22 protein-coding genes are annotated in these 21,698 nt (G+C 62.9%); 8 read left to right on the forward strand and 14 right to left on the reverse strand.

All coding sequences use genetic code 11. The features are described from left to right. Window positions 1-60: 60 nt before the first annotated feature. Genes cnbZ (ACUXVA_RS30685) through ACUXVA_RS30715 form a run of 7 tightly spaced genes read right to left on the reverse strand, consistent with a single transcriptional unit; the run spans window position 61 to window position 6,146 of the window. The gene (gene cnbZ, locus ACUXVA_RS30685; protein WP_445490002.1) at window positions 61-804 is read right to left on the reverse strand and encodes a 2-amino-5-chloromuconate deaminase CnbZ; all 744 of its coding nucleotides are present in this window, start codon (window positions 802-804) and stop codon (window positions 61-63) included. A gap of 53 nt (window positions 805-857) precedes the next feature. Continuing rightward, window positions 858-1,613, reverse strand: a complete 756-nt coding sequence (cnbZ, locus tag ACUXVA_RS30690; RefSeq protein ID WP_265082172.1) for a 2-amino-5-chloromuconate deaminase CnbZ — start codon at window positions 1,611-1,613, stop codon at window positions 858-860. Between the two features lie 25 nt (window positions 1,614-1,638). Next, entirely contained in the window at window positions 1,639-2,370 is a 732-nt protein-coding gene (locus ACUXVA_RS30695; RefSeq protein ID WP_445490005.1) for an ABC transporter ATP-binding protein, read from the reverse strand. Beyond that, the gene (locus ACUXVA_RS30700) at window positions 2,363-3,124 is read right to left on the reverse strand and encodes an ABC transporter ATP-binding protein (protein WP_265082171.1); all 762 of its coding nucleotides are present in this window, start codon (window positions 3,122-3,124) and stop codon (window positions 2,363-2,365) included. The genes ACUXVA_RS30695 and ACUXVA_RS30700 overlap by 8 nt, the downstream gene beginning before the upstream one ends. Then, window positions 3,117-4,052 (reverse strand): branched-chain amino acid ABC transporter permease, encoded by a 936-nt coding sequence (locus ACUXVA_RS30705; protein ID WP_265082170.1) that lies wholly within the window; start codon window positions 4,050-4,052, stop codon window positions 3,117-3,119. The genes ACUXVA_RS30700 and ACUXVA_RS30705 overlap by 8 nt, the downstream gene beginning before the upstream one ends. Beyond that, window positions 4,049-4,915, reverse strand: a complete 867-nt coding sequence (locus ACUXVA_RS30710) for a branched-chain amino acid ABC transporter permease (RefSeq protein WP_265082169.1) — start codon at window positions 4,913-4,915, stop codon at window positions 4,049-4,051. Before ACUXVA_RS30710 ends, ACUXVA_RS30705 begins: the two co-directional genes overlap by 4 nt. 25 nt (window positions 4,916-4,940) lie before the next feature. Continuing rightward, the gene (locus tag ACUXVA_RS30715) at window positions 4,941-6,146 is read right to left on the reverse strand and encodes an amino acid ABC transporter substrate-binding protein (protein WP_265082168.1); all 1,206 of its coding nucleotides are present in this window, start codon (window positions 6,144-6,146) and stop codon (window positions 4,941-4,943) included. Between the two features lie 152 nt (window positions 6,147-6,298). Between ACUXVA_RS30715 and ACUXVA_RS30720 the strand changes: the two genes are divergently transcribed. The 4 genes from ACUXVA_RS30720 to ACUXVA_RS30735 all read left to right on the forward strand — a co-directional run bounded on the left by ACUXVA_RS30720 (window position 6,299) and on the right by ACUXVA_RS30735 (window position 10,292). Beyond that, entirely contained in the window at window positions 6,299-7,201 is a 903-nt protein-coding gene (locus tag ACUXVA_RS30720) for a LysR family transcriptional regulator (RefSeq protein WP_265082167.1), read from the forward strand. Window positions 7,202-7,629: 428 nt separating this feature from the next. After that, window positions 7,630-7,932 carry a hypothetical protein gene (locus ACUXVA_RS30725; protein WP_265082166.1) on the forward strand — a complete coding sequence of 101 codons (303 nt, stop codon included), beginning with the start codon at window positions 7,630-7,632 and terminating at the stop codon, window positions 7,930-7,932. A gap of 1,042 nt (window positions 7,933-8,974) precedes the next feature. Further along, on the forward strand, window positions 8,975-9,091 hold the full coding sequence (locus ACUXVA_RS30730; protein ID WP_445490010.1) for a molybdopterin cofactor-binding domain-containing protein: 117 nt from the start codon (window positions 8,975-8,977) through the stop codon (window positions 9,089-9,091). Window positions 9,092-9,386: 295 nt separating this feature from the next. Further along, window positions 9,387-10,292: a LysR family transcriptional regulator gene (locus tag ACUXVA_RS30735; protein ID WP_445490012.1), complete on the forward strand. Its 906-nt coding sequence runs from the start codon at window positions 9,387-9,389 to the stop codon at window positions 10,290-10,292. On the opposite strand, the gene ACUXVA_RS30740 is transcribed toward ACUXVA_RS30735, so the two are convergent. Genes ACUXVA_RS30740 through leuC form a run of 3 tightly spaced genes read right to left on the reverse strand, consistent with a single transcriptional unit; the run spans window position 10,272 to window position 13,224 of the window. After that, window positions 10,272-11,204: an alpha/beta hydrolase gene (locus tag ACUXVA_RS30740; protein ID WP_445490014.1), complete on the reverse strand. Its 933-nt coding sequence runs from the start codon at window positions 11,202-11,204 to the stop codon at window positions 10,272-10,274. The two genes, ACUXVA_RS30735 and ACUXVA_RS30740, sit on opposite strands and share 21 nt — an antisense overlap. Next, window positions 11,192-11,800 carry a 3-isopropylmalate dehydratase small subunit gene (gene leuD, locus ACUXVA_RS30745; RefSeq protein WP_445490016.1) on the reverse strand — a complete coding sequence of 203 codons (609 nt, stop codon included), beginning with the start codon at window positions 11,798-11,800 and terminating at the stop codon, window positions 11,192-11,194. The genes ACUXVA_RS30740 and leuD overlap by 13 nt, the downstream gene beginning before the upstream one ends. Beyond that, window positions 11,800-13,224, reverse strand: a complete 1,425-nt coding sequence (leuC, locus tag ACUXVA_RS30750; RefSeq protein ID WP_445490018.1) for a 3-isopropylmalate dehydratase large subunit — start codon at window positions 13,222-13,224, stop codon at window positions 11,800-11,802. The genes leuD and leuC overlap by 1 nt, the downstream gene beginning before the upstream one ends. Before the next feature lie 245 nt (window positions 13,225-13,469). Here leuC and dctA point away from each other — a divergent pair, with 245 nt between their 5' ends. From dctA to ACUXVA_RS30765, 3 genes are all read left to right on the forward strand, one after another. After that, window positions 13,470-14,807, forward strand: coding sequence for a C4-dicarboxylate transporter DctA (gene dctA / locus ACUXVA_RS30755; RefSeq protein ID WP_445490020.1), 1,338 nt, complete (start codon window positions 13,470-13,472; stop codon window positions 14,805-14,807). 1,386 nt (window positions 14,808-16,193) lie between these two features. After that, window positions 16,194-16,544, forward strand: coding sequence for a transposase (locus ACUXVA_RS30760; protein WP_445490022.1), 351 nt, complete (start codon window positions 16,194-16,196; stop codon window positions 16,542-16,544). After that, window positions 16,517-17,341 (forward strand): IS3 family transposase, encoded by an 825-nt coding sequence (locus tag ACUXVA_RS30765; RefSeq protein WP_445493231.1) that lies wholly within the window; start codon window positions 16,517-16,519, stop codon window positions 17,339-17,341. Before ACUXVA_RS30760 ends, ACUXVA_RS30765 begins: the two co-directional genes overlap by 28 nt. A gap of 214 nt (window positions 17,342-17,555) precedes the next feature. Here the strand turns inward: ACUXVA_RS30765 and ACUXVA_RS30770 are convergent, their stop codons facing one another. The 4 genes from ACUXVA_RS30770 to ACUXVA_RS30785 all read right to left on the reverse strand — a co-directional run bounded on the left by ACUXVA_RS30770 (window position 17,556) and on the right by ACUXVA_RS30785 (window position 21,064). Continuing rightward, a complete protein-coding gene (locus tag ACUXVA_RS30770) occupies window positions 17,556-18,572 on the reverse strand; it encodes a prohibitin family protein (protein ID WP_445493374.1) in 1,017 nt (338 codons plus the stop codon). Window positions 18,573-18,646: 74 nt separating this feature from the next. Further along, on the reverse strand, window positions 18,647-20,359 hold the full coding sequence (locus tag ACUXVA_RS30775; protein ID WP_445490024.1) for an ATP-binding cassette domain-containing protein: 1,713 nt from the start codon (window positions 20,357-20,359) through the stop codon (window positions 18,647-18,649). 13 nt (window positions 20,360-20,372) lie between these two features. Then, window positions 20,373-20,540: a hypothetical protein gene (locus tag ACUXVA_RS30780; protein WP_445490026.1), complete on the reverse strand. Its 168-nt coding sequence runs from the start codon at window positions 20,538-20,540 to the stop codon at window positions 20,373-20,375. Window positions 20,541-20,548: 8 nt separating this feature from the next. Beyond that, entirely contained in the window at window positions 20,549-21,064 is a 516-nt protein-coding gene (locus ACUXVA_RS30785) for a DUF697 domain-containing protein (protein ID WP_445490028.1), read from the reverse strand. 352 nt (window positions 21,065-21,416) lie between these two features. On the opposite strand from ACUXVA_RS30785, the gene ACUXVA_RS30790 reads away from it, so the two are divergent. After that, a complete protein-coding gene (locus ACUXVA_RS30790) occupies window positions 21,417-21,698 on the forward strand; it encodes an acyl carrier protein (RefSeq protein WP_445490030.1) in 282 nt (93 codons plus the stop codon).

Below are 21,698 nucleotides of genomic sequence, written 5' to 3' on the forward strand. Positions count from 1 at the left end.
TCGACGCGTGACGCCGCCCCCTGCTTGGCATTCTCCACCGCGAATGCAACCGGCCCAGATCTAGATCACGATCTCACGCGCCACACGACGGCAATCCATCTCGAAATCGAGATCGACCACCGGCGGCCGGGCGAAATGCCAGGTCAGGCCGGAACGAGCGGCACCGCGCTTCACGAGTTCGTCCGTCACAGCGGGATAGAAGTCACAGACCGAATAGATCTGCGCCACGGTCGTGTCCTGCCACGTGTGACCGAAGGCGGCGAGCCGCCGCTCCATCGAGCCGACGGTCGCTTTCGCCTTGTCGCGAATGGCTTCGGGACCGACCTCACGATAGCGGGCGATGCGTTCCGGATAGCTGCCCGCGCCGTCGCGCGCTTCTGCGCCGCCCGCGATGACGAAGGTCGGCGTTGAATCGGGCTTCGGGCGGGTAAAGGAAAAGGCGTAAAACGACGGCTCGGCCGGTGGCGCGACGTCGGGGCACACGTTGCTGCGGGCGACCGGATTATTGGTGCCGTCGAACAGCCCCCATTCGGCGAGCGTCTTGACGTAATGCTCGTTGAACCGGCGAAAGCCCGCCTCGTCGACGACGGCAGGCGACCGCAGTTCACAGGCGCAAAACGCGGTCAGCGGCCGACCCGCCGCGCGGATGTAGTCTGCGATACGCGCAAAGCCCTCTGCCAGCGGCACCAGCGTATCGAAGCGAACCCGCTCGATCTCGTAATCGGGCAGCGCGGCCACGCCGCTCGAGTACTGAAATACGGCCGGGATATAGCGGTAGCTACCCGTGGGGAAATCCTGCGTCATGGGCTTGCACTCCGGTTCGTGACGGCTTGAACGCACGTCTATTTAGATGCGGCTCAGATCTCGACGACGCGCTCGACATGCACGCGGCGACAATCCATTTCGTATTCCAGGTCGACCACCGGCGGGCGATTGAAATGCCAGGTCACGCCGTTGCGGAACGCGCCGCGGCCGCCGAGCTCGCTCTCCAGCAAGCCATAGACATCCTGCACGGTGTAGAGCTGCACGCCGGTGGTCTGTTCCCAGGTGCCGGAGAACGCGCTCATGCGGCGTTCCATCTCGTCAAGCACCCACTTGGCCTTCTCCAGCATCGCCGACGGGCTGACATCGCCAAGACGTACGGTGTTGTCGCGATAGTCGCCCTTGCCCTCGGCGGATTCGCCGCTGCCGGCGACGACGAAGGAGGCCGGCGCGTCAGCCGCGACCGTCGCATAAGTGAAGGCGTGGAAGCCCGGCTCCGACGGCGGATCGATCTTCGGACAGACGTTGCTGCGCGCGACCGGATTGACGCCGTCTTTCATCACGCCCCATTCGATCAGGGTCTTGATATAGATCTCGTTGAAGTCCTTGAAGCCCTGCTCGGTGAACGGCGCCGGCGAGCGCAACTCGCAGGCCGCGAACGACGTCAGCGGCCGGCCGGCCTTCTGGATGATGTCGGCGATTATCGCAAAGCCCTGCTTCAGCGGCACGACCTTCGAGAACCGCACGCGCTCCAGCGTGAAGCCCGGCAGCGCGCCCACGCCGCAGGAATATTGGCTGACGCCGGGCATGAAACGGTAGCCGCTGTTGGCTGCTTCGACGGTTGCGATCATGAAAGGCCTCGTTGGGGGATAGGGATTAATCTTCGAGGACGCCGAGATAGGCGTCGCGAATGATGGGATCGGCGAGCAGTTCGGCGCCCTGCCCGGTGCGCACGATGCGGCCCATGTCCATAATGTAGGCAGAATGGCAGAGGTCGAGTGCGGTGGTGACGTCCTGCTCGACCAGCAGGATCGACATGCCCTCGGCGTTTAGCGCGCGCAGCGCCGCGACCAGTTGCTCGACCAGCAGCGGCGACAGGCCGAGCGAAAGTTCGTCGATCATCAACAGCCGCGGCGCGCACATCAGCCCGCGGCCGATCGCGCACATCTGCTGCTCGCCGCCGGAGAGAGTGGCGGCGGCCTGGTTGCGGCGCTCGCGCAGCTTGGGAAACGTGGTGTAGACGCGGTCGAGATCGCGGGTGATCTCGGCGCGGGTGATGGAGCGCGAATAGGCGCCCATCAGCAGGTTGTCCTCGATGCTCATGGCGCCGAACAGCCGGCGGCCTTCCGGCACATGGACGATGCCATGCGCCAGGATTCGCGCCGCCGTGACGTTCGACAGGTCCTCGCCGTCGGAGACGTATTTGCCGGACTGGATCGGGATAAGGCCAGACAGTGCGCGCATCAGGGTCGTCTTGCCGGCACCGTTGGAGCCGATCAGCGCGGTGATCTCGCCGGATCGCACCGCCATGTCGATGCCCCACAGCACCTGGATCTCGCCGTAGCCGGCGCAGAGCTGCTGCAGTTCGAGGATCAGGGGCCTATCCACGGGCGGCGTTCCGTTGCGCATATTGCTGGCCGAGATAGGCATCCACCACCGCCGGATTCTTGATGACGTCGCGCGGCGCGCCGTCGGCGATCAACCGGCCGTTATGCAGCACGGCGATGCGGGTGCAGACGTTGAGCACCACCTTCATCAGGTGCTCGATCATCACGATGGTGATGCCCTGCGCCGCTAGTTGATGAATGAGTTTGGTGGCGCGTTCGACCTCGGCACTGTTGAGGCCGGCATTGACCTCGTCGAGGAACAGCAGCTTCGGCTTCATCGCCAGCGCCTTGGCCAGTTCCAGCCGCTTGCGCATTGCCAGCGTCAGCGTCGCCGCCGACTGGTCGGCCTGTGCCTCCAGGCCGACGAAAGCCAGATGAGCAAGGGCTTCCGCGCGCGCCGATTTCAGGCTCTCGCCGGGCTGCGAGAACAGCGCCGCGGAGGCGACGTTGTCGAGCGCGCTGAATTCGGCGAACGGCTGCACGATCTGGAAGGTGCGCGACAGCCCGAGCCGTGCCGCCTGGTAGGTCTTCACCCGCGTGATGTCGCGGCCGTCGAAGGTGACGATTCCGGCGCTGGCCGGCGTGACGCCGCAGATGGTGTTGACCAAAGTCGTCTTGCCGGCGCCGTTGGGGCCGATCAGCCCGAGCACTTCGCCTTTGTTGACGGAGATCGAGACGTCGCTCAGCGCCTTCAGCCCGCTGAAATTGCGCGAGACGTTACTGAGGTGGAGGATTTCGTGCGGCAACTCAGACATGCTTGACCTTCCGCCAGAACATCGCCCAGCGCAGCGAGATCAGGCCGTGCGGCAAGAACAGCAGCAGGATGATGATCAGCACGCCGAGCACGCCGGAATGGATCTGGATGTAATTACGCCAGACGACTTCCTCGAGGCCGAGGTAGAGGAATGCGCCGCACACCACGCCGAGCGGCGAGCCGAGCCCGCCCACCAGCGCCATCACGATCGGCTTCACCGAATACAGGATGTCGAATACGTCGGACGGATCGATGTAGTGCACCCAGGCCGCATAAATGCCGCCGGCGCTGCCGACGAAGCAGGCCGACAGGCCGAAGGCGATGCTCTTGTAGAGCGTGGCATTGAGGCCGACCATGTTGGCCGCGGTCTCGTTCTGCCGGATGCAGTTGAGGCCAAAGCCGAGCTTGGAGACGGAGACGGCGATGACCACCAGCGCGGTGAGCACCAGCAGGCCCCACATCGCGTAGAAAAAGAACGTCGCGTCGGCGAGGATGCCGGACCCCGAGGCGAGCGGAATGTTCAGGCCCATGCCGCCGCCGGTCAGGTCGGTGGCGTTGTTGACGAGTTCGCGAAACACCTCCACCAGCGACAGGCTGGCGATGGCAAAATAGTGCCCGCGCAGCCGTAGCAGCACGGCACCGAGCGCCGCGGCGAGCAGGAACGACGCCATCAGCGTGCCGGCCAAAGCGACCGACAGCGACACGCCCTTGCTGAGCAGGATGCCGGTGGCATAGGCGCCTAGCCCGAAGAACGCCGCGGTGGCGAAGGATGGATAGCCGGCGAAGCCGCCGACCACGTTCCACGACAGCGCGAAGATCGCGTACATGCAGGCCATGGTGCCGACGCGCAGCGCATAGGCGCCGCCGAACAGCGGCAACGACGCGACGACCGCAATCAGAACCAGCAGTGCGAGATGGGCCCGGGTCATTCAAAACCCTTCCGGCCGACCAGGCCCTGCGGGCGAACGACGAGGAAGATGATGAGCAGAACGAAGGACAGCGTGGTCGCGTGCGCCGGGCCGAGATAGACCGAGCCGATGCCTTCCACCAGCGCCAGCAGCACCCCGCCGGCCAATGCGCCGGAGACGCTGCCGAGACCGCCGAGTACGCAGACGACAAAGGCCTTGCCGAGATAGGCCGACGAGGTCAGAGGCGAGATCGGGAAGATCAGTGCCATCAGCACGCCGGCGCAGCCGGCCAGTGCGGCACCCAGCCCGAAGGCGATGGCATAGATCGATTTGACGTCGACACCCATCAGCACCGCGGCATCACGGTCGAGCCGGACGGCGACGATGGCGCGGCCGACCTTGGAGCGACGCAGCAACAGATACAGCAGCCCGGTCAGCGCCAGTGCCGCCGCCGTGGCGATCAGGCGGTCGACCGGGACTACTACGTCGAACAGCGAGACCGAACCGGTCGGCGGGCTCAGCGTCAGCTTGCGATAGTCGGCCTTGAAATAATAGATCATCGCATTGTTGAGGATCAGGTCGAGGCCGAAGGTCAGCGTCAGCGTCACCAGCACCGGGGCTGAGATCACCCGGTTGAGCAGCAGCCGCTGCAGCAGGTAGCCGAAGGCGAAGAACAAGGGCGCGGCAATCAGCAGCGCGTACCACGGCGAGACGTGTGCCCATTGATAGGCGCCCCACGCCAGATAGGCGCCGAGCACGATGAACGAGCCGTGGATCAGGTTGATGACGTTGAGCACGCCCCACACCAGCGAGAAACCGATCGCGATACAAGCATAGAGGCAGCCCAGCACCAGCGCATTGATCAGGACCTGAACGGCCAGCATGTGAAGCCCCCGCCAACCGCCCCGCTCAGTTCACGCCGAGCTTGAACTCGCCCTGCTTGATCGCTTCCGGATACAGCACCACCGGCTTGGCGTTCTGGATCTGGAAGACCGGCGGCTCCAGCGAATTGATCTGGCCGTTGGCGCCGAACTTTACCGGTCCCCAGAACGTCATGACATCCATGCTGGCCAGCGCATCGCGGACCTTGTCGCGGTCCAGCGAGCCGGCCTTCTCGATCGCCAGCTGGAACAGCGCGCCGCTGACCGCCGCCGAGGCCTGGCCGTAGTCGGGTTCGGAATTGTATTTGGCCTTGAACAGTTTGACGAAGTTCGAGGTCTTGCCAAAAATGTCCTTGCCATCGTACTGCTCGGCCGGGTGCCACCACGACGCACTGGAAATGTTTTCCGCACTCTGGCCTGCGGTCTCGATGAAGTCCTGGTAGGCGGGGCCTGCGATCATTGTCACCACCGGCGCCTTCATCTGCTGGTCGGCCATCTGCTTGCGGATCAAGAGCAAGTCGTTGGTGTAGCCGGTGATGAAGATCCACTGCGGCGCCAGCGACTTGATCTGCGACAGCGTCGCGGAATGGTCGAGCGTGTTGATGGCGTATTTCTCGAAATACACCACTTCGAAGCCGTTCGCCTTCGCCGACTTGTCCATCTCCTGCGCGATCGCCAGCGGGAACAGGTCGTTGCGCGCCAGGATCGCGACCTTCTTCACCTCAGGCGCCTTGGCCTTGATGATCTGGGTCAGCGGCGTGGTCAGCGTGTCGTTCGGCGTGAAGGTGCCGAACAGATATTTGTAATTCTGGTCATAGACCTGCGAAGACGAGGCCGAGGCCGCGATTGTCGGCACCTTGTACTTCTCGGAGATCGTGCTCGCTGCCTTGGCGGCGCCGGAGCCGAACGGCCCGAACATGAAGTTCACATTGTCCTGGGTAATCATCTGCTCGGTCGTCTGCACCGAGCGCGGCGTGTTGGACTGGTAGTCGCCGTAGACGATCTCGACCTTATATTTCTTGCCGCCGACATTGATGCCGCCGGCCTTGTTGGCCTCTTCGGCCCACAAATTGTAGCCCATCTGCTGCTTCACGGCCTCCGGCGCCAGCGGCCCGGTGATTGGCAACGGCGCGCCGAACCGGATGACATCCTCGGCGGACGCGATGGAGGCGGACAGGCTGGCGATCGCCAGCAGGACCGAGCCTGAGATGCAAGCGAGCGGGGAGCGATACATCCATATTCTCCATCAGGACGGGAGGCGTCTGTAACGCAAGCATTGCAAATCCACGTTTCGCATAAAAGCATTGAATTTAGACGCAAACGATCTGAAAATCAGAACGCTAATCAGCCGCTGCCGGAACCTTGAGCAGTCATTGAAAGCACCTGATGATCGAATCCACCGCCGTGCGCTACTTCCGGATGGTCACCGAATGCGGCTCGATCAAACAGGCCGCAGCTTCACTGCGGATCGCGCCGTCAGCGATCAGCCGGCAGGTGCAGGGGCTGGAGGAAGAGCTGGCGGTCAAGCTCTTCGAGCGCGGCGCGCGCGGAATGAACCTGACCGACGCCGGCCACGTGCTGTACCGCTACGCCATCGAGAACCGCACCCAGCTCGACGGGCTGCGCAGCCGTGTCGAGGAATTCGACTCGCTGCGCCGCGGCCAGGTCAAGATCGCCACCGTCGAGGGCATGCTGGCGAGCTTCCTGCCGGACTTCTTCGTCGATCTGTCGCGCGACTATCCGGGTATATCGATGAGCGTCACCGCGGTCGGCTCGCGCGACGTCGCGGAGATGGTCGGCCAGAACGACGTCGATCTCGGCCTGGTGTTCGGCCGCGCGCCGCGGCGAGATCTGATCGAACTGGCGCGGATGCGGCAGTCGGTGCACCTGATCGTAGCGCCCGATCATCCGCTGGCGGGCCGGGCGTCCTGCACCATGAAGGACCTTGCCGGGTTGCGCGTCGTGGTGCCCGATCCGTCGTTCGGTATCCGGCAAGAGCTCGACAAGGCCTGCGCCCAGGCCCATGTGCACCTCGAGGTCTGCAACGAGACCAACTCGCTGGCCTTTGCGCAGACAATCGTGGCGCGCACCGAGCTGGCGACGTTTCTGCCACGCGACACGGCGATGCCGTCGATCCAGGCCGGCGCGCTGGTCGCGGTGCCGCTGCACGACAGACGGCTCGAAGCTACCCAGGTCACGCTGGTGCAACTCGCCGCCCGCACTGCCTCGCCATCGACGCGGCTGGTCGCGGAGCGGCTGATCGAGAAGATGAAGGCGACAGAAGGTTAAAGCCAGCCTGCCTCACCGGGCGAGGAAGAGATTCTGCACCGCTCTTGCTCGGAGCTAGGTCAGCTTTGCGCCAATAGCGGTCCCTCGGACACCGGCATCCTCTTTAGAGCAGCCGGTTTCATTTGGTCGTTGGCGGCCTCGGATTTGACCCTGGACTTACAGATCGCTTCATTCAGTTTCCTCGGGCTCAACCATGCAATCCACCTGCACCTTCTGTGAGAAGGATCTGCCAGCCGGCGCGTCGATCTGTCCCCACTGCGGACACCCGCAACCCACGATGCGTGAGGTCCGCCGCAAATGGATAGGTGTTGCGATCACCGTGATCTCAGTGATTATCATCATGGTGGCCTGGCATAAGCTCGTTGGATTTCAGCCCGCTAGGCCGACATAGCCCGGTTCGAGTGTTCCGATGAACTGCGAGACATTGCATGATCGAATTGCTCATCGTTCTGGGGATCGTGACAGCCATCATGCTCGCGATCGTCATTGACCCGAAGCGACGCGCGGCGGCGAAGCAGGACCATGACTTGTCGCTTCGCGATGATGGCGCGGAGGACCTGCTTGCTGCCATGCTGTCGCATCCTAGCGCTGAACCTCTCGAAGGTGTCATTCGGGCTCAGCTCGGATTGCCCGAAGCCGGTGACCAATCCGGCGGCATAGAATGGCCCTCGTCCAACGTCGTCGCCATTTCCCGCTCACGAGGGCCGACGCCGTCATCCTCCAGGCCGTAATAATTTCACGCGCGTTTGCAACGAGATGGGTCTGGAACTGCGATCTGGCAAGGAATAGCCAACTGCGTGGACTCGACTTTTGTTCTCTTTGTGTTCTAATTCGCGGCATGAGTGACAGACCCGCGAGCTGGCGCATGCCGACAGAAAAACAGATGGAAAAGCTGGCATCGCAGCCAGACCGGCCGGCGACGCCGGTAAGCCCGACGCCCGGCCCGGCCGACGACATGCCGCGGGAATACTGGGACGCGGTGCTGCACGATCGTATCAGAAATTCAGCTTGTGACGCAGCGACCACGAGCCGAGGTTCTAGAATTTCATACTGGATCCAGAAAGGAGCTTGTTGATACTCTTTATCTAATAGAGCGTCCGCTACATCAACAGGGCTCAGAAAAGCGTTTTGTACCTGGCCGATGTCAGCGTCTATTGATGTGATTGGCTCTAACTTGCCACTTAGCAGACCTCGAACGACTTGAGCGGCGGCTGTCGTACGTGCCTCCCGCACCATTGTCGGGCTGAAAGGCCAATAGATCCAGGCACTGAACGTCATAAGTGCGATACGGCGCTCATGGGCGGACTTCTCAGTCCGAAGGCCGCATAATAGCTGGATTAGATCCGCCACATCAATCGACAGCAACTTGCAATTCCCTTTTGGGGGTCGATTCGGGGTCGACTTTCACAATAGGGAGAACTTACCGGTTTGAGCAAGTTATTGATATCATTGGCTGGGGCGGGAGGGATCGAACCTCCGAATGGGGGAATCAAAATCCGCCCGGACCTTAAGCAATATCAACGAATATTCTGAATTATGCGGGGAATCCGCCCCTAATCGCATCAATAGGTTAGAGCGCCTTTCAGAATGCGCCGAGTTGGCTGGACGCCGGGCAAGGGCGTACTTACGGCGATCTCGGCGGTCGGGTCGGCAGACATCACGTTCAAAGACGACGATCCTGCTAGGCTTCAACCTCAGCCTCGCCCGCGCCACCAGCGGCATCACGATCGAGCGCTACCTGGTGACCTACGACGTCGGTAGGGCCATCAACCGATGCTGGTCAAGGGCCTGATCGTCGGCGGCGTGGCGCAGGGTATCGGCGACGCGCTGTACGGGGAGTTTATCTATAACGATCGCGGCGAGCCGCTAGCCGTGACCTTTGCGGACTAACTGATGCCAACGGCGCGAGAAGTGCCGCAAGTGGATGTGATCGTCTCCGAGGACGCACCGAGCCCGCTCAATCCGATGGGCGTCAAGGGCGCCGGCGAAGGCGGCTCCAACGCCTTCAACGCGACATTTGCTGCCGCGATCGACGACGCGCTGCGTATGCCGGCGCGACACTCAACTGCCGGTGTTGCCGCAGACGATCAAGGCTCTGCTGCGAAACTAGCTCCTGGCCCGCGGCAGCCAACCAGCGGATACCGCCGGCTAGCCCTGCCCCGCCTCCATGTTGTAAGCAGCGCGCATGGAAATAGCATGGCTCGAGGATTTTCTCGCGGTTCTGGACGAGGGCGGTTTCTCCCGGGCGGCGGAGCGGCGCGCCGTCAGCCAGCCCGCGCTCAGCCGTCGGATCCGCTCGCTGGAGCAATGGGTCGGCGCCGCTCTGTTCGACCGCAACACCCATTCAGTAAGGCTCACCGCCGCTGGCGATCGTTTTCGCCTGGTTGCTGAGGAGACGCTGCGCCGCTTGGAGATCGGACGCGAGGAAGCCTTCGGCGCGGCGCAGGCCGCCTCCGGAACGCTTCGTTTCGCTGCCACCCATGCGCTGTCGCTGACGTTTTTTCCACTGTGGCTGCGCAAGCTCGAAGCCGCCGCACCGATCGAGTCCACGGTTCAGCTAACCGCCGACAATATGGTCGCCTGCGAACGGCTGATGGTGGAAGGCCGGGCCCAGTTCCTGCTGTGCCATCACCATCGCGAAGCAGCCTCACGGCTGACCAACGACGCCTTCCGTTCAATTCATCTCGGGCAGGACATCCTGTTGCCGGTCATGGCGCCGTCGCTGCAGCCGCGCGATGTCGCGGCAGCGCCGTTCCTCGCCTATACGTCGGAATCCGGCATGGGGCGCATTCTCGCCGCGGCCTGGGTTGCCAGCGGCACGCGGGCGCCGGCCGAGCCGGTGTTCGCCTCGCATCTCGCCAGCGTTCTGGCCACCATGGCGCGTGACGGACGCGGCGTAGCGTGGTCGCCGCTCTGCCTGGTGGCGGAGGATCTCGCGACAGGCCGGCTGGTCCGCGCCGGTGGCGCGGCAGATGAAGTGCCGATGGAGATCCGGCTGTTTCGTCCGAAAGCCCGCCAGAGCCCCGGCGCCGAGGCGCTTTGGCTGCTGGCCGCCGGGCTGGCGTCCACCTCAGGCGAAGAACGCGGTTAGTTCTTCGATGGTCTCCTCCGGACGTTCTTCCTGCAGAGTATGGCCGCAATCGAAAGCACGGCCGGAGACTTCCAGCGCCTTCTCCCGCCAGGTCTCGAGCACGTCGTACAGCGCGCCGACCGTACCCTTGCCCCCCCAGATCGCCAGCAGCGGGGCGGTGACGCGCTGATCGGCGTCGGCCTTGTCATGCTCGAGATCGATGGTCGCCGCCGCACGATAGTCCTCGCAGATCGCGTGGCGCGTCGCCGGATCGTTGTAGCAGCGCAGATACTCCGCGAAGGCAGCGGGTTCGGTGGCGCCGGGCGTCTTGACCTGGCCTTCGATATGCGTGCGCAAGAAGAACTCCGGATCCGCGCCGATCATCCGCTCCGGCAACGGCGCCGGCTGGATCAGGAAGAACCACCAGAAGTAACGCGACGCGAATGCCTTGTCGGTTCGCGCATACATGGTGGCGGTGGGCGCGATATCGATCAACGCGACGCGCGACACGGCCTCGGGAAAGTCGAGCGCCATGCGATGGGCGACGCGGGCGCCGCGATCGTGGCCGACCACGGCGAACCGGTCATGACCAAGCGCCCGCATTACAGCGACCTGGTCGCGCGCCATGCTGCGCTTCGAGTAGGCCGCATGATCGGCGCCGCTCTCCGGCTTGCTGCTGTCGCCATAGCCGCGCAGGTCGGTCGCGACGATGGTGAAGCGCTGCATCAGCGCGCCAACCACCTTGCGCCAGGTGACGTGGGTCTGGGGATGGCCGTGCAGCAGCAGCAGAGGCGGCCCCTCGCCGCCTACCGCGGCGCGAATCCTGACGCCGTCCGACAAGCTCACGTCGAGCAGGCGGAAGCCCGCGAGGAACGGCGACGGGCCGCGCTCGGCAAACGTCGCGCCAGTGTCGGGAAGGGTCAAGCCAGCCATGGGTTTTCCGCCAGATAGGATTGTTGAAACGATGTGATGGCAGCGCTGTCCTGCAGCGTCGCGCCGACCGCGTCTAGGCCGAGCACCAGCGCCTGTTTACGGCCAGCCTCGATGTCGAAGCCGACGGACGATCCGTCCGCAAGCTTGATGCGCTGCTCCGGCAGATCGACCGTCAACTTACAAGTAGACGGATCCGAGGCAAGATCGCTGATCCGGCGCACGCTGGCTTCGTCCAGCGCGATGCCGAGCAGTCCGTTGCGCGCGCAGTTGTCGAAGAAAATGCCGGCGAAGCTAGTGCCGATCAGGGCGCGGATGCCGAACTGGCCGAGCCCCCAAACGGCGTGCTCGCGGCTGGAGCCGCAGCCGAAGTTCGGACCGACTACAAGAAAGCTGGCCTGCCGCCACGGCGGCCGGTTCAGCACGAAGGCCGCGCGCTCGGCGCCGTGGCTGTCGAAGCGCAGGTCATGGAAGACGCCGAAGTCGAGGCCGCTGCGGTCGACGCCCTTGAGAAACTGCTTGGGCATGATCACGTCAGTATCGACATTGGCCGCGGGCAGCGCCGCCGCTACGCCCGTCACCTTGGAAAGCGGCTGCATCACTCGGCTCCCATGTAGCGCCGCGCGTCGGTCAGCCGACCGTCGACGGCCGCCGCCGCAACCATCGCGGGGCTCATCAGATGGGTGCGGCCCGCCGCCCCCTGGCGACCCTCGAAATTGCGGTTGGTACTTGAGGCGCAACGCTCGCCGGGGCTAAGCATGTCGTCGTTCATGGCAAGACACATGGAGCAGCCGGATTGCCGCCACTCGAAGCCGGCATCGAGAAAGATCTGGTCGAGCCCTTCGGCTTCCGCCTGCCGGCGCACGCTGCTCGAACCGGGAACGACCATTGCCTGCACGCCGGCCGCGATGCGGCGGCCGCGCAGCACGGCGGCGGCGTCGCGCAGGTCCTCGATGCGGGCATTGGTGCAGGAACCGATGAAGGCACGCTGAATCGCGATATCGGACAGCGACGTTCCCGGCTGCAGGTCCATGTAGGACAGCGCACGCTCGATGTCGCGGCGCCTTGCCGGATCGGGCTCGCGTGCCGGATCCGGAACGAACGAGCCGATCGGCGCAGCCTGGTCGGGGCTGGTGCCCCAGGTCACCATCGGCTCGATCGCGCTTGCCTCGAGCGTTACCTCGCGGTCGAATACCGCGTCTGGATCACTCGCCAGTTCGCGCCACTGCGCAACGGCCCTCGTCCACAGTTCGCCCGTCGGCGCGCGCGGGCGGCCGGCGATATAGGCGAACACCTTGTCGTCCGGCGCCATGATCGCGCCGCGTGCGCCGCATTCGACCGCCATGTTGCAGATCGTCATGCGCCCCTCGACGCTTAGCGCCGCAATGCCGGAACCCGCAAACTCGATCGCATAGCCAGTCGCCCCCGACGCACCGATGGTGCGGATCAGCGCCATGACGATGTCCTTGGCGCGCACGCCGCGCCCGAGCGCGCCGTCGACCGTGACGCGCATCGTCTTGAGGCGTCCGTACGTCAGGGTCTGTGTGGCGAGATAATGTTCGATATCGGACGTGCCGATGCCGAAGCCCAGCGTGCCGAAGGCGCCGTAAGTGGTGGTGTGGCTGTCTCCCGCGGCGATCACCATGCCCGGCAGCACAAGGCCCATCTCCGGCATCACGACATGCTCGATGCCCTGCATCGGATGCAGCACGTCGAACAATTCAATGCCGAAGTTGAGGCAATTTTCGGCAAAATACGCGGCCTGTCGCGCGGCGCCGTCGTCCGGCATCGTCGCGGTCCGCCGCGCCGCGGTGGGATTGACGTGGTCGACCGTACCGAGCGCAGCGCCCGGCCGCCACACCGGACGGTTGGCCTCGCGCAGCGCGGTGAAGGCCTGCGGGCTGGTATATTCGTTCAGCACGGTGCGATCGACATAGAGCAGAAGTTGCTGCCCTGCCTCATCGAGCCGCCGCACGGTATGACCGTCGACGAGTTTGTCGTAGAGCGTCCTTGCGCCAGCCATGTCAAAGCCTCCCTGCGAACTGTGCCCGGCCGGTCGCATGGGGCGCCGGCTGGTTCACGTGTGCATTGTCGGGAGCCAAAATAGCGACGGCCGACCCGGACGGTGATGCAAGCTTTGCATCCATTGATCCGCTTTTTGACCATTCCGGGTGCGTCGCCCGGCACCTAACCTGCCGCACAATCGCAGCGAATGCTGATGGATAGAACAGACCAGCGCCACTGCGGCGCGGCCTGCAGGGGGGCGAAGTGATCTTCAGAAAACTTTACGTGCAGGTGCTGCTGGCCATCGTTGTCGGCGTCATCGTTGGGCTCGCATCGCCGGCCTTTGCCGTCGAACTGAAAGTCTTCAGCGACGTCTTCATCCGGCTGATCCGCATGGTGCTGGCGCCGGTGATCTTCTGCACCGTGGTGCTCGGCATCGCCAAGATGGAGAACATGAAGGAACTGGGCCGCGTCGGCCTGAAGTCTGTCATCTACTTCGAAGTCGCCTCGACGCTTGCCCTGTTAATCGGGCTTCTGGTCGTCAATGTCGTGCGCCCCGGCGTCGGCATGAACGTTGATCCCGCGACGCTCGACACCAAGGCGATCGCCACCTTCACTGCCGCCGCCAAAAAGCAAGACGGCGTGATCGATTTCTTCGTCCACATGATTCCGGTCAGCGTGACCGAGAGTTTCGCGCAGAGCGACATCCTGCAGATCCTGTTCTTCGGCGTGCTGCTCGGCATTGCGCTGTCGCAGGGCGGCCGCGCCGCCACGCCGGTCATCCAGTTCATGGACAGTTTCCTGAACGCCGTGTTCGGCATCGTGCGGATGGTGATGAGATTTGCGCCCCTCGGCGCGCTCGGCGCGATGGCATTCACCGTCGGCCGCTACGGCATCGGCAGCCTGTTTTCGCTCGGCCAGGTGCTGCTCTGCGTCTATGTCACCTGCGCGCTGTTCGTGACGCTGATCTTTGGCGCCGCTGCGCGCGTCAGCGGCTTTCCGCTGTGGCGCTTCCTGAAATACATCAAGGAAGAGATTTTCACCGTCGCCGGCACCTGCTCGTCGGAGTCGGTGCTCCCCCAACTGATGCAAAAGATGGAAGCGGCCGGCGTGCCGAAGTCGGTGGTCGGCTTGGTGATCCCCGGCGGCCTAACCTTCAACGCCGACGGCAGCGCGATCTATTTCACCATCGGCGCGATGTTCATCGCACAGGCCACCAACACGCCGCTCTCGATCTTCGAACAACTCACCATCCTCGGCGTGCTGATGCTGACATCAAAGGGCTCGGCGGGCGTCGCGGGCGCCGGCTTCGTGACGCTCGCGGCGACGCTGGCGGCAATGGACAAGGTGCCGGTTGCCGGCCTCGTGCTGTTACTCGGCGTGGATCGCTTCATGGCCGAAGCGCGCTCCGTCACCAACACGATCGGCAATGCGGTCGGCGCCCTCGTCGTCGCCGCCTGGGAAGGCTGCCTCGACCGCGACAAGCTCGAACGCGCGCTGCGCGGCGAACTCGACGCCGGCGAATCTGCGTCCGGCGCGCTGGCCCCGGAGGCGAACGAACTGGATCTGGCGATGCCTTCGCCAATTGCGTCGAATGCATAGCAGGGACGCAGTGCCCGGCATCAGCAACGGCCGCCGATCATCCTAAGTGATTTTCTTCAGCAGCCGCACCAGCATGCGCTGCTCCTCCGCGGTCAAACGCGCGAAGCGGATAGAGCGCCTCAGGTCGTGTCCCGCGGTCAGAAAAAAAACTGTGTCTGACTTTCGATAATCAGCGTTATTGAACGTCAGACCGGCCGTTTTTTGCTTCCGAGAAAAAAGGTTATCGATCGTCTTTGCCGTCTGAACGAGTAATTCATGAGGCTTTCCTGCGCCACACTGTGCTTTTTCCCAAGTCGTGAGCTGGCGCCCAGCAGTTTACGCCGCCCAACTTGCCGACAGCGCCTCCGCCTGCCGCAGCACGGTCTGCACCGCCGCATCCTGAAGGTCCGGCGGATAGCCAAGGGCCGCACTCGCCGCCGCGAAAGCTCGCGGCAAAAAACTCGGAGGAAATCGGGGCGCGCCGCTGTCCCATGGCGCTAAGGCAGCCGGCCGTGCGGTCCAGTCCAAAAGGGCTGAAAATAGAGCAGCCGACCTCGCGCCGCTTTTAATGCGATTGCGGGAGGACGGGTTAAACACCGCAGCGGACTTAGCGGCAGCACTCACCGAACGAGGTATCCCAGGTGCACGCGGGGGAAACCGCTATTCAGAATAGAAAACATCAAAATGCGAAAAGTGCCTGAGCCGCAGGGCTAAGTACTGGCTGGGGCGGGAGGGATCGAACCTCCGAATGGGGGAATCAAAATCCGCCCGGACCCTAAGCGATTTCAATGCATATTCTGAATGCTGCAGGGAATCTGCCCCTAGTCGCATCAATACGTTAGAGGGCGTTTCAGAATAAGGATGGTTGGCTAGAAGCCCGGCATGGGTGTGTTTGACAGCGATTTCGGCGGTTGAGTCTGCAGACATCAAACGGGGTGACTGATGCCCTTCGCAGTGAGCAGGCCATATCCCGGAAACTGTCCCAGCACTCGCATCCGTCTCTCCTGTCGCGGTCTTCATGGCCCGGCACAGCCAGACCGCGGAGTAAGAATCGTTCGTAATCGTTCAGACGATTAAGGGGATCCAGCCAGAACACCGCATGGTCGACCTCCTTCAACGCGGCTTGTTGCCTGTGCTGGTGCGTCTCCCCTCCAACGAGATTGCTCTTCCCCCGGTGATGTAAAAGGACGAGGCGAAGGATTGGCTGAACGGACTCACGAGGACCAGCAGCGACAGGATCGAACACGTTGCCGCGCAGGCTGACATTGTGCAGGCAGCGGCAGACTTTTTTGGCAATGCTGTGTTTCGGCTTCCAAGATTGCCCCTTATCTGGAGTGGGCCCTCCAAGGTGGACAGATTGGCTTTCAGTAATTGACCGGACGGCCGGCCTTTCAGAGGATGAAGGCCATGAGAAAGCACCGAACCCACAGCGTCGAGTTTAAACGTCAGGTGTCGCAGGAGTATCTGGGCGGCGAGACGCTGCACGGCCTCGCGAAGCGGCATAATGTCTCCCGTAACTTGATCCGCATCTGGATCGAAAAGTATCAGGCAGGCGCGCTCGACGAGGACGTCGCTTCAGCCGGTCTGCTCGAGACCTATGAAGCGCGCATTGCTGCACTTGAGCGCCTGGTCGGCAAGCAGGCTCTCGAGTTGGAGTTTCTAAAGGGGGCTCTTCGGCCACGACCTCGGCTGAAAAGCGAGACTACGTCCGCAATTGTAGACCCCGCGGCATCAGCGTTGCCCAGGGATGCAGGCTGATGGGAATGGCCCGTTCTACTTTCTATGACGAACCGATCCGTGCGGCCGATGACACAACCATCGTCGCGGCGATGGCTGCAATCTGCGACGAGTTCGAGCACTATGGCTGGCGTCGGGTCCAAGCTGCCCTCAGGCAGCAAGGCATGGTCGTCAATCACAAGAAGGTCCGCCGTCTCATGCGCGAGCATGACCTCCAACCCAGAATGCGCCGCCGCTTCACGACAACGACGGATAGCGACCACGACCAGCCGATCTTTCCCAACCTTGCCAAAACCGTGGCGCTTGACGGCCCCGACCAACTTTGGGTCGCCGATATCACCTACGTCACCATCGTTGGTGGCTTCGTTTATGTCGCTGTCATTCTGGATGCCTGGTCCCGGCGGGTCGTGGGTCATGCCATCAGCCGCTCCATCGACGCGCGATTGACGCTCGCCGCCTTGTCAGTCGCGATCGAGAAGCGAAAGCCGCCGCCTGGCTGCGTCCATCATTCTGATCGCGGATCCCAATACGCTGCTAAGATCTACCGCGACTACCTTGCCGAGCACTACATCAAAGGATCCATGGGTCGGCGAGGAAATCCGTACGACAATGCCAAGGCCGAAAGCTTCATGAAGACGCTCAAGGTTGAGGGTGTCTATCCAATGGCTTTCGAGACCTACGCCGATGTTTCCGAGAATCTTCCAAAATTCATTGATTACGTCTACAATACCCGAAGGCTACACTCCGCTCTCGGCTATATCAGCCCCGCGCAATTTGAGAAGCAACACGCCCGGCAGACGGTCAATCCAGTGGCCTGAACCTGTCCGCCCCGAGGGGCCCACTCCAATCAGCATCCAACATTGCCCCCCGCACCATGTCAAAATCCGCGGTAATTCGCAGCGCTTATGCTGCCTCGGGTGGGGTCAACCTTGGGCTCCGATGGGGGGCGCCACGCCGGTTCATAGTCTGACAACTGGGCAAGGCCGGTCAAAGAGCCCTGCCCATCTCGGCGCGGGCAATATAGATCGTTCGCTACGGAGTGGTGGGCGAAGCCGCTCGCTGGCGCACCGACGACCGCTTCTTGGCCGCAGCGGCGGCAGGCAGGGGGCTGTCGCTGTGGTCGACGGCCAACGGCGCGGTGGCCAGCGGTGGGGAGGGCTGATGCAAAAGCTCCATGGGCGCGGCCGGCGCCGTTACAGGCTTGCTGGCCGGATCATTGGCCGGGCCTGGCGTGACCGCCGCCGGCTTTTCACCCTCGAAACCGTTCAGGATGACCGGCAGCCCGCCCGGACCGTTGCCGAGGATGACAACCTTGCTGTTGGGCGACTGCGCCAGTTTCAGCGTGGCCTCGATGCCGGTCCAGCGCAGGTAGGCGTCCGAAATAGTCGGCGCCACGATCTCCTGGAAATTGCGAATTCCCTTGGCTTCGACTTCCTTGCGCTTGCTCTCCAGCTCCTCGCGCTGGACCCGGAATCGGAATTCCTCGACCAGCTCGGCCTGGGTGAATTTCCGTTCGACGGCCGCCTGCAGCGATTCGGGGAGTTGCACTTCCGAGATCAGAACGTCCACCAGCGAGATCATGTTGGCAGAACCCGATTGATCGTTTTTGCCTCCGATGCCGTTGTCGCTGGCGGCCAGCACGGTGTTGTAGATCGCCTCCTGAATGGCATGACGGTCGTTGGCGTAAAGGTCTTCCGCCTTGTATCTGGAAATCGTCTCGCGGAGGACCGAACCCACTTCGGGCAACAGCAGACGATTCAGATAATCGGGCCCGACCGAGCGATGCAACTCGCCCAGCCGTGCCCTGCGCGGACGCCAGCGGACGCTGGCGGTCACCTGCAGATTGAGCCCGTTATTGGCAACGACATCGAAAACCTGCGTGTGTTCCTGCAATCGGCTGTCGTAGGTGATCAGCTTGTCCCACGGGAAAATCAGGTGCACGCCTTCATCCTTGGCAGCGGCAACGACGTCGGTACCGCCGAAGAAGCGCCACCACATCACCCCGGCATGCCCCGCCGGCACCGTGATCACCATATGACGCCACAGCATGAACACCACGAACAGCGCGATCAGCAGCGTGAAGACGATGCCCGTCGACAGTCGACGAAGCGTGCGTTGAACATTCATGTGGAGCTCACCAACTTCAGCTGACCGTCCTCCATGTGATAGCGGCGGTCGGCGAGGTCAAAATATCGCTCGTCATGGGTCACGGCGATGATCGCCTTGCCAGTCGCCTTGATACGCGGAAGCATCGTCCGATAAAAACGTTCGCGATATCCGGGATCCTGGTCCGCAGCCCACTCGTCCAGCACCAGGATGGGCCGCGACTCCGCAAGCGCCAAGGCCAGCGCCAGCCGCTTGCGCTGCCCGGTGGAAAACGCGCCGGCGTCGTAGCCCGTCTCGATATCGGCCGGCAGCTTGTCGGCAATGCCGAGCTGCTCGGCGTTCTGCATGAACGTCGCCAGTCCAGCTTCGTCCAGCCCGTACGGCTTGCGAAATGTGTGGAAGTCCGAAAAAACCGTCGAGAACAGGTTGCGATAGTTTTCCATGCCGAGCTCGGACACCACCGTGTCGTTGACCGTGATGGTGCCGGCCTGCGCCTCGTAGAGTCCGGTCAGCACCCGCAGCATCGTCGTCTTGCCGGAGCCGTTGTTGCCGGTCACGAAGATCAGCTCGCCGGGAGCCGCATCCAGCGTGATGTCGCGGATGGCAAATCCCTGTTCGTCGAGGTTGTGATGGTGGACATAAGAGACGCCCCCCATATGCACACGCTGGAATGCGAACTGTTGTGGCGAAGCGATCTGCGCAGGCTTTGCGCGGTCGTCGAGCGAGCGTTCAAACGCGTCGATGCCGGCCAGCGCGAACCGCGCGATCGACAACGGCTCGGCCGCGCGCACGAAAGCGCCCAGCGGGCCGAGCAGGAACAGCTCGGTGGTCACGATTTTGGACAGTTCCGTCCCCATCACGTCGGAGATCAGCGGCAGGATAAAGACGACCGTCGCGCCCAGCATGTAGGAGGTGGAGCCGGCCAGAATGACCAGATCGCTGATCACCGCGGCGCCGCTGGTGCGGCACCGCGCGACGTGGGCCGAGAGCGCCGAAATGTCCCGATAGATCGCCTCCTGCTTCGGCCGGCTGAGACGAAGCTCCTTGAAGCCGTCGACGAGGTCTTCAGCGCTGGCGCGCAACGCGGCATCGGCACGGGCGGCGCCGATCAGTTGCTCCTTCAGCTCACCCTCGCGGTTGAGATAATACTGAATAATGAGGCCAACGAAGATCACGGTCAGGACGCCGGCGATCAGCGACTGCCAGAACAGGTAGACGATGATGAGCGCCAGCAGGATGGCGTTCTGGAATCCGCTGAGCAGCGGCATGACCGCCTGCGAAACCGCCTCGTAGTGGCGCGCCATGCCATCCAGCAACGCCGAACGACTCATCTGCTGGATATCGCCGAGATCGAGCCGCAGCACCTTGACGGCAACACGGACGCGCTGCTCATGCAGCGCGTCTTCGATCGCCGCGGCACTCTTCCGGAGCAGTAGCGACTGGGTATAGCGATAGAGCAGAAGCAGGCAGACAAAGGCGAGGCCAAGCTTGAGCGAGGCCAGGCCGTCGCTGTCCTCGTTGACTCCCGCGGTGATCACCATGACGACCATGGTCCCGGAGACCGCTGACAGGATGGCCATCAGCAGCAGATCGACCGGCGACGCCAGCGCGATCCCGGGAAATCGGCTGGGGATCGCCAGCCGCACATTCCGGCTCTTCAACAGAAAGTCGATCAGCCGCCTGCCCAGACTCGAGCCTTCACTGGACGTGGACGACTCGGGCCCGCTCATTTCTGAATTCCAACTAGGAGACGTTGCTGCGTGGCGTTCCGAGAAGAAACACGAAGAACATGATCAACGGCGTGAAAATCAGCGACAGCACGAAAAACCCGATAAAGCCGACGACCCGATCCCGCGCCAGATAGGCAACGAGCAGGCAGCAGATCAGATAGACCAGGAAAAGCAGGGCCATCGGTTTGCTTAGGTAGCGGGCTGGCGCTTGGCGCGCTTGAACTCGGCTTTCAAATCATCCGCGATCGCCGCGGCGCTGAAGTCGCCGGGCCTGCCGCCGCCTGCGAGGTGACGGGCAAATACCTTGCCGACGGCATAGGTCGCAGCCGCGCCGAACGCCGCCATCGATGCCATGCCAGCCAATGTACCGACCATCGGCGCGGTCTTCAACGCCGATCCGACCACCGCGCCCGCAGCGGCACCGGGTATCAGGGTCCCCAGCAGCACGGAGACAATGGAATTCGCGGCTTCCTTGCCGAACGGCTTGTCGAACACCGCGCTGAGATCCATCAGCATGCGCGTCTGAACGGCGCCCAAAGCGACGAGGTCGAGAACGGGAAAGGGGACAAGACCGGCTGCTGCCGACCACTTTACCGCTGACGACACGATTTCGCCGACACGATCGAGCCTGGCGTCTTCAACGCCGATGTCCGAAAGCGGGACATCAGCAACAAGGGTCTCATCGAGATGCGTGGCGGAAACCATAATGTGCTAACTCCCCGGATGTATTGTGGCTGTAACACCAAATAAGCAGTTGGCCAATGACCAAACCGGCGATCGCAAAAGGATTCGTGGCACGCGAACTTGCTTGCGAGGTCTGTCGGCCGCTTCTATACGGGGATCAGTTCAACGAAGCCGTCACGTCGGCGCGCGCCGGACATACAGATGCGTTCGCATTGCGTGCCCCGCTCTTCGGAGCAAGGCACGGCCCGCCACGAGCTGGGTTCACCAGTGTGCGAGAGACGAGTGCCCCGACCGGCGTGGGTCGCAGCGTTAGCCATTGAAACTAAAAAGGCGCATCGCTTTCAAACGCGACGTGACAACGGCAGGAACACAAATGCTCGATGCTCAGGAAATCAGAACTATCGTCGACAACGTCATACTTGACGTTGTACAAGTTTCCGGAACATCCTCGAAGCCAGCAGCAGAAGCCATTATCATCGAGCCGCAGATGAAGCTCGACAAGGATTTCGGCCTGGATAGTCTCGACTTCATCGAGCTCTTGAGTGTGCTCGAGACGAAATTCGACGTCGAACTGTCGGACGATGTGTTCGACGCGGTCAATACCGTGGATGATCTCTACAAATACATGGCGGTCACGCTGGCCAAAAAGAGCTAG

It is taken from the genome of Rhodopseudomonas sp. RCAM05734 (assembly GCF_052658035.1).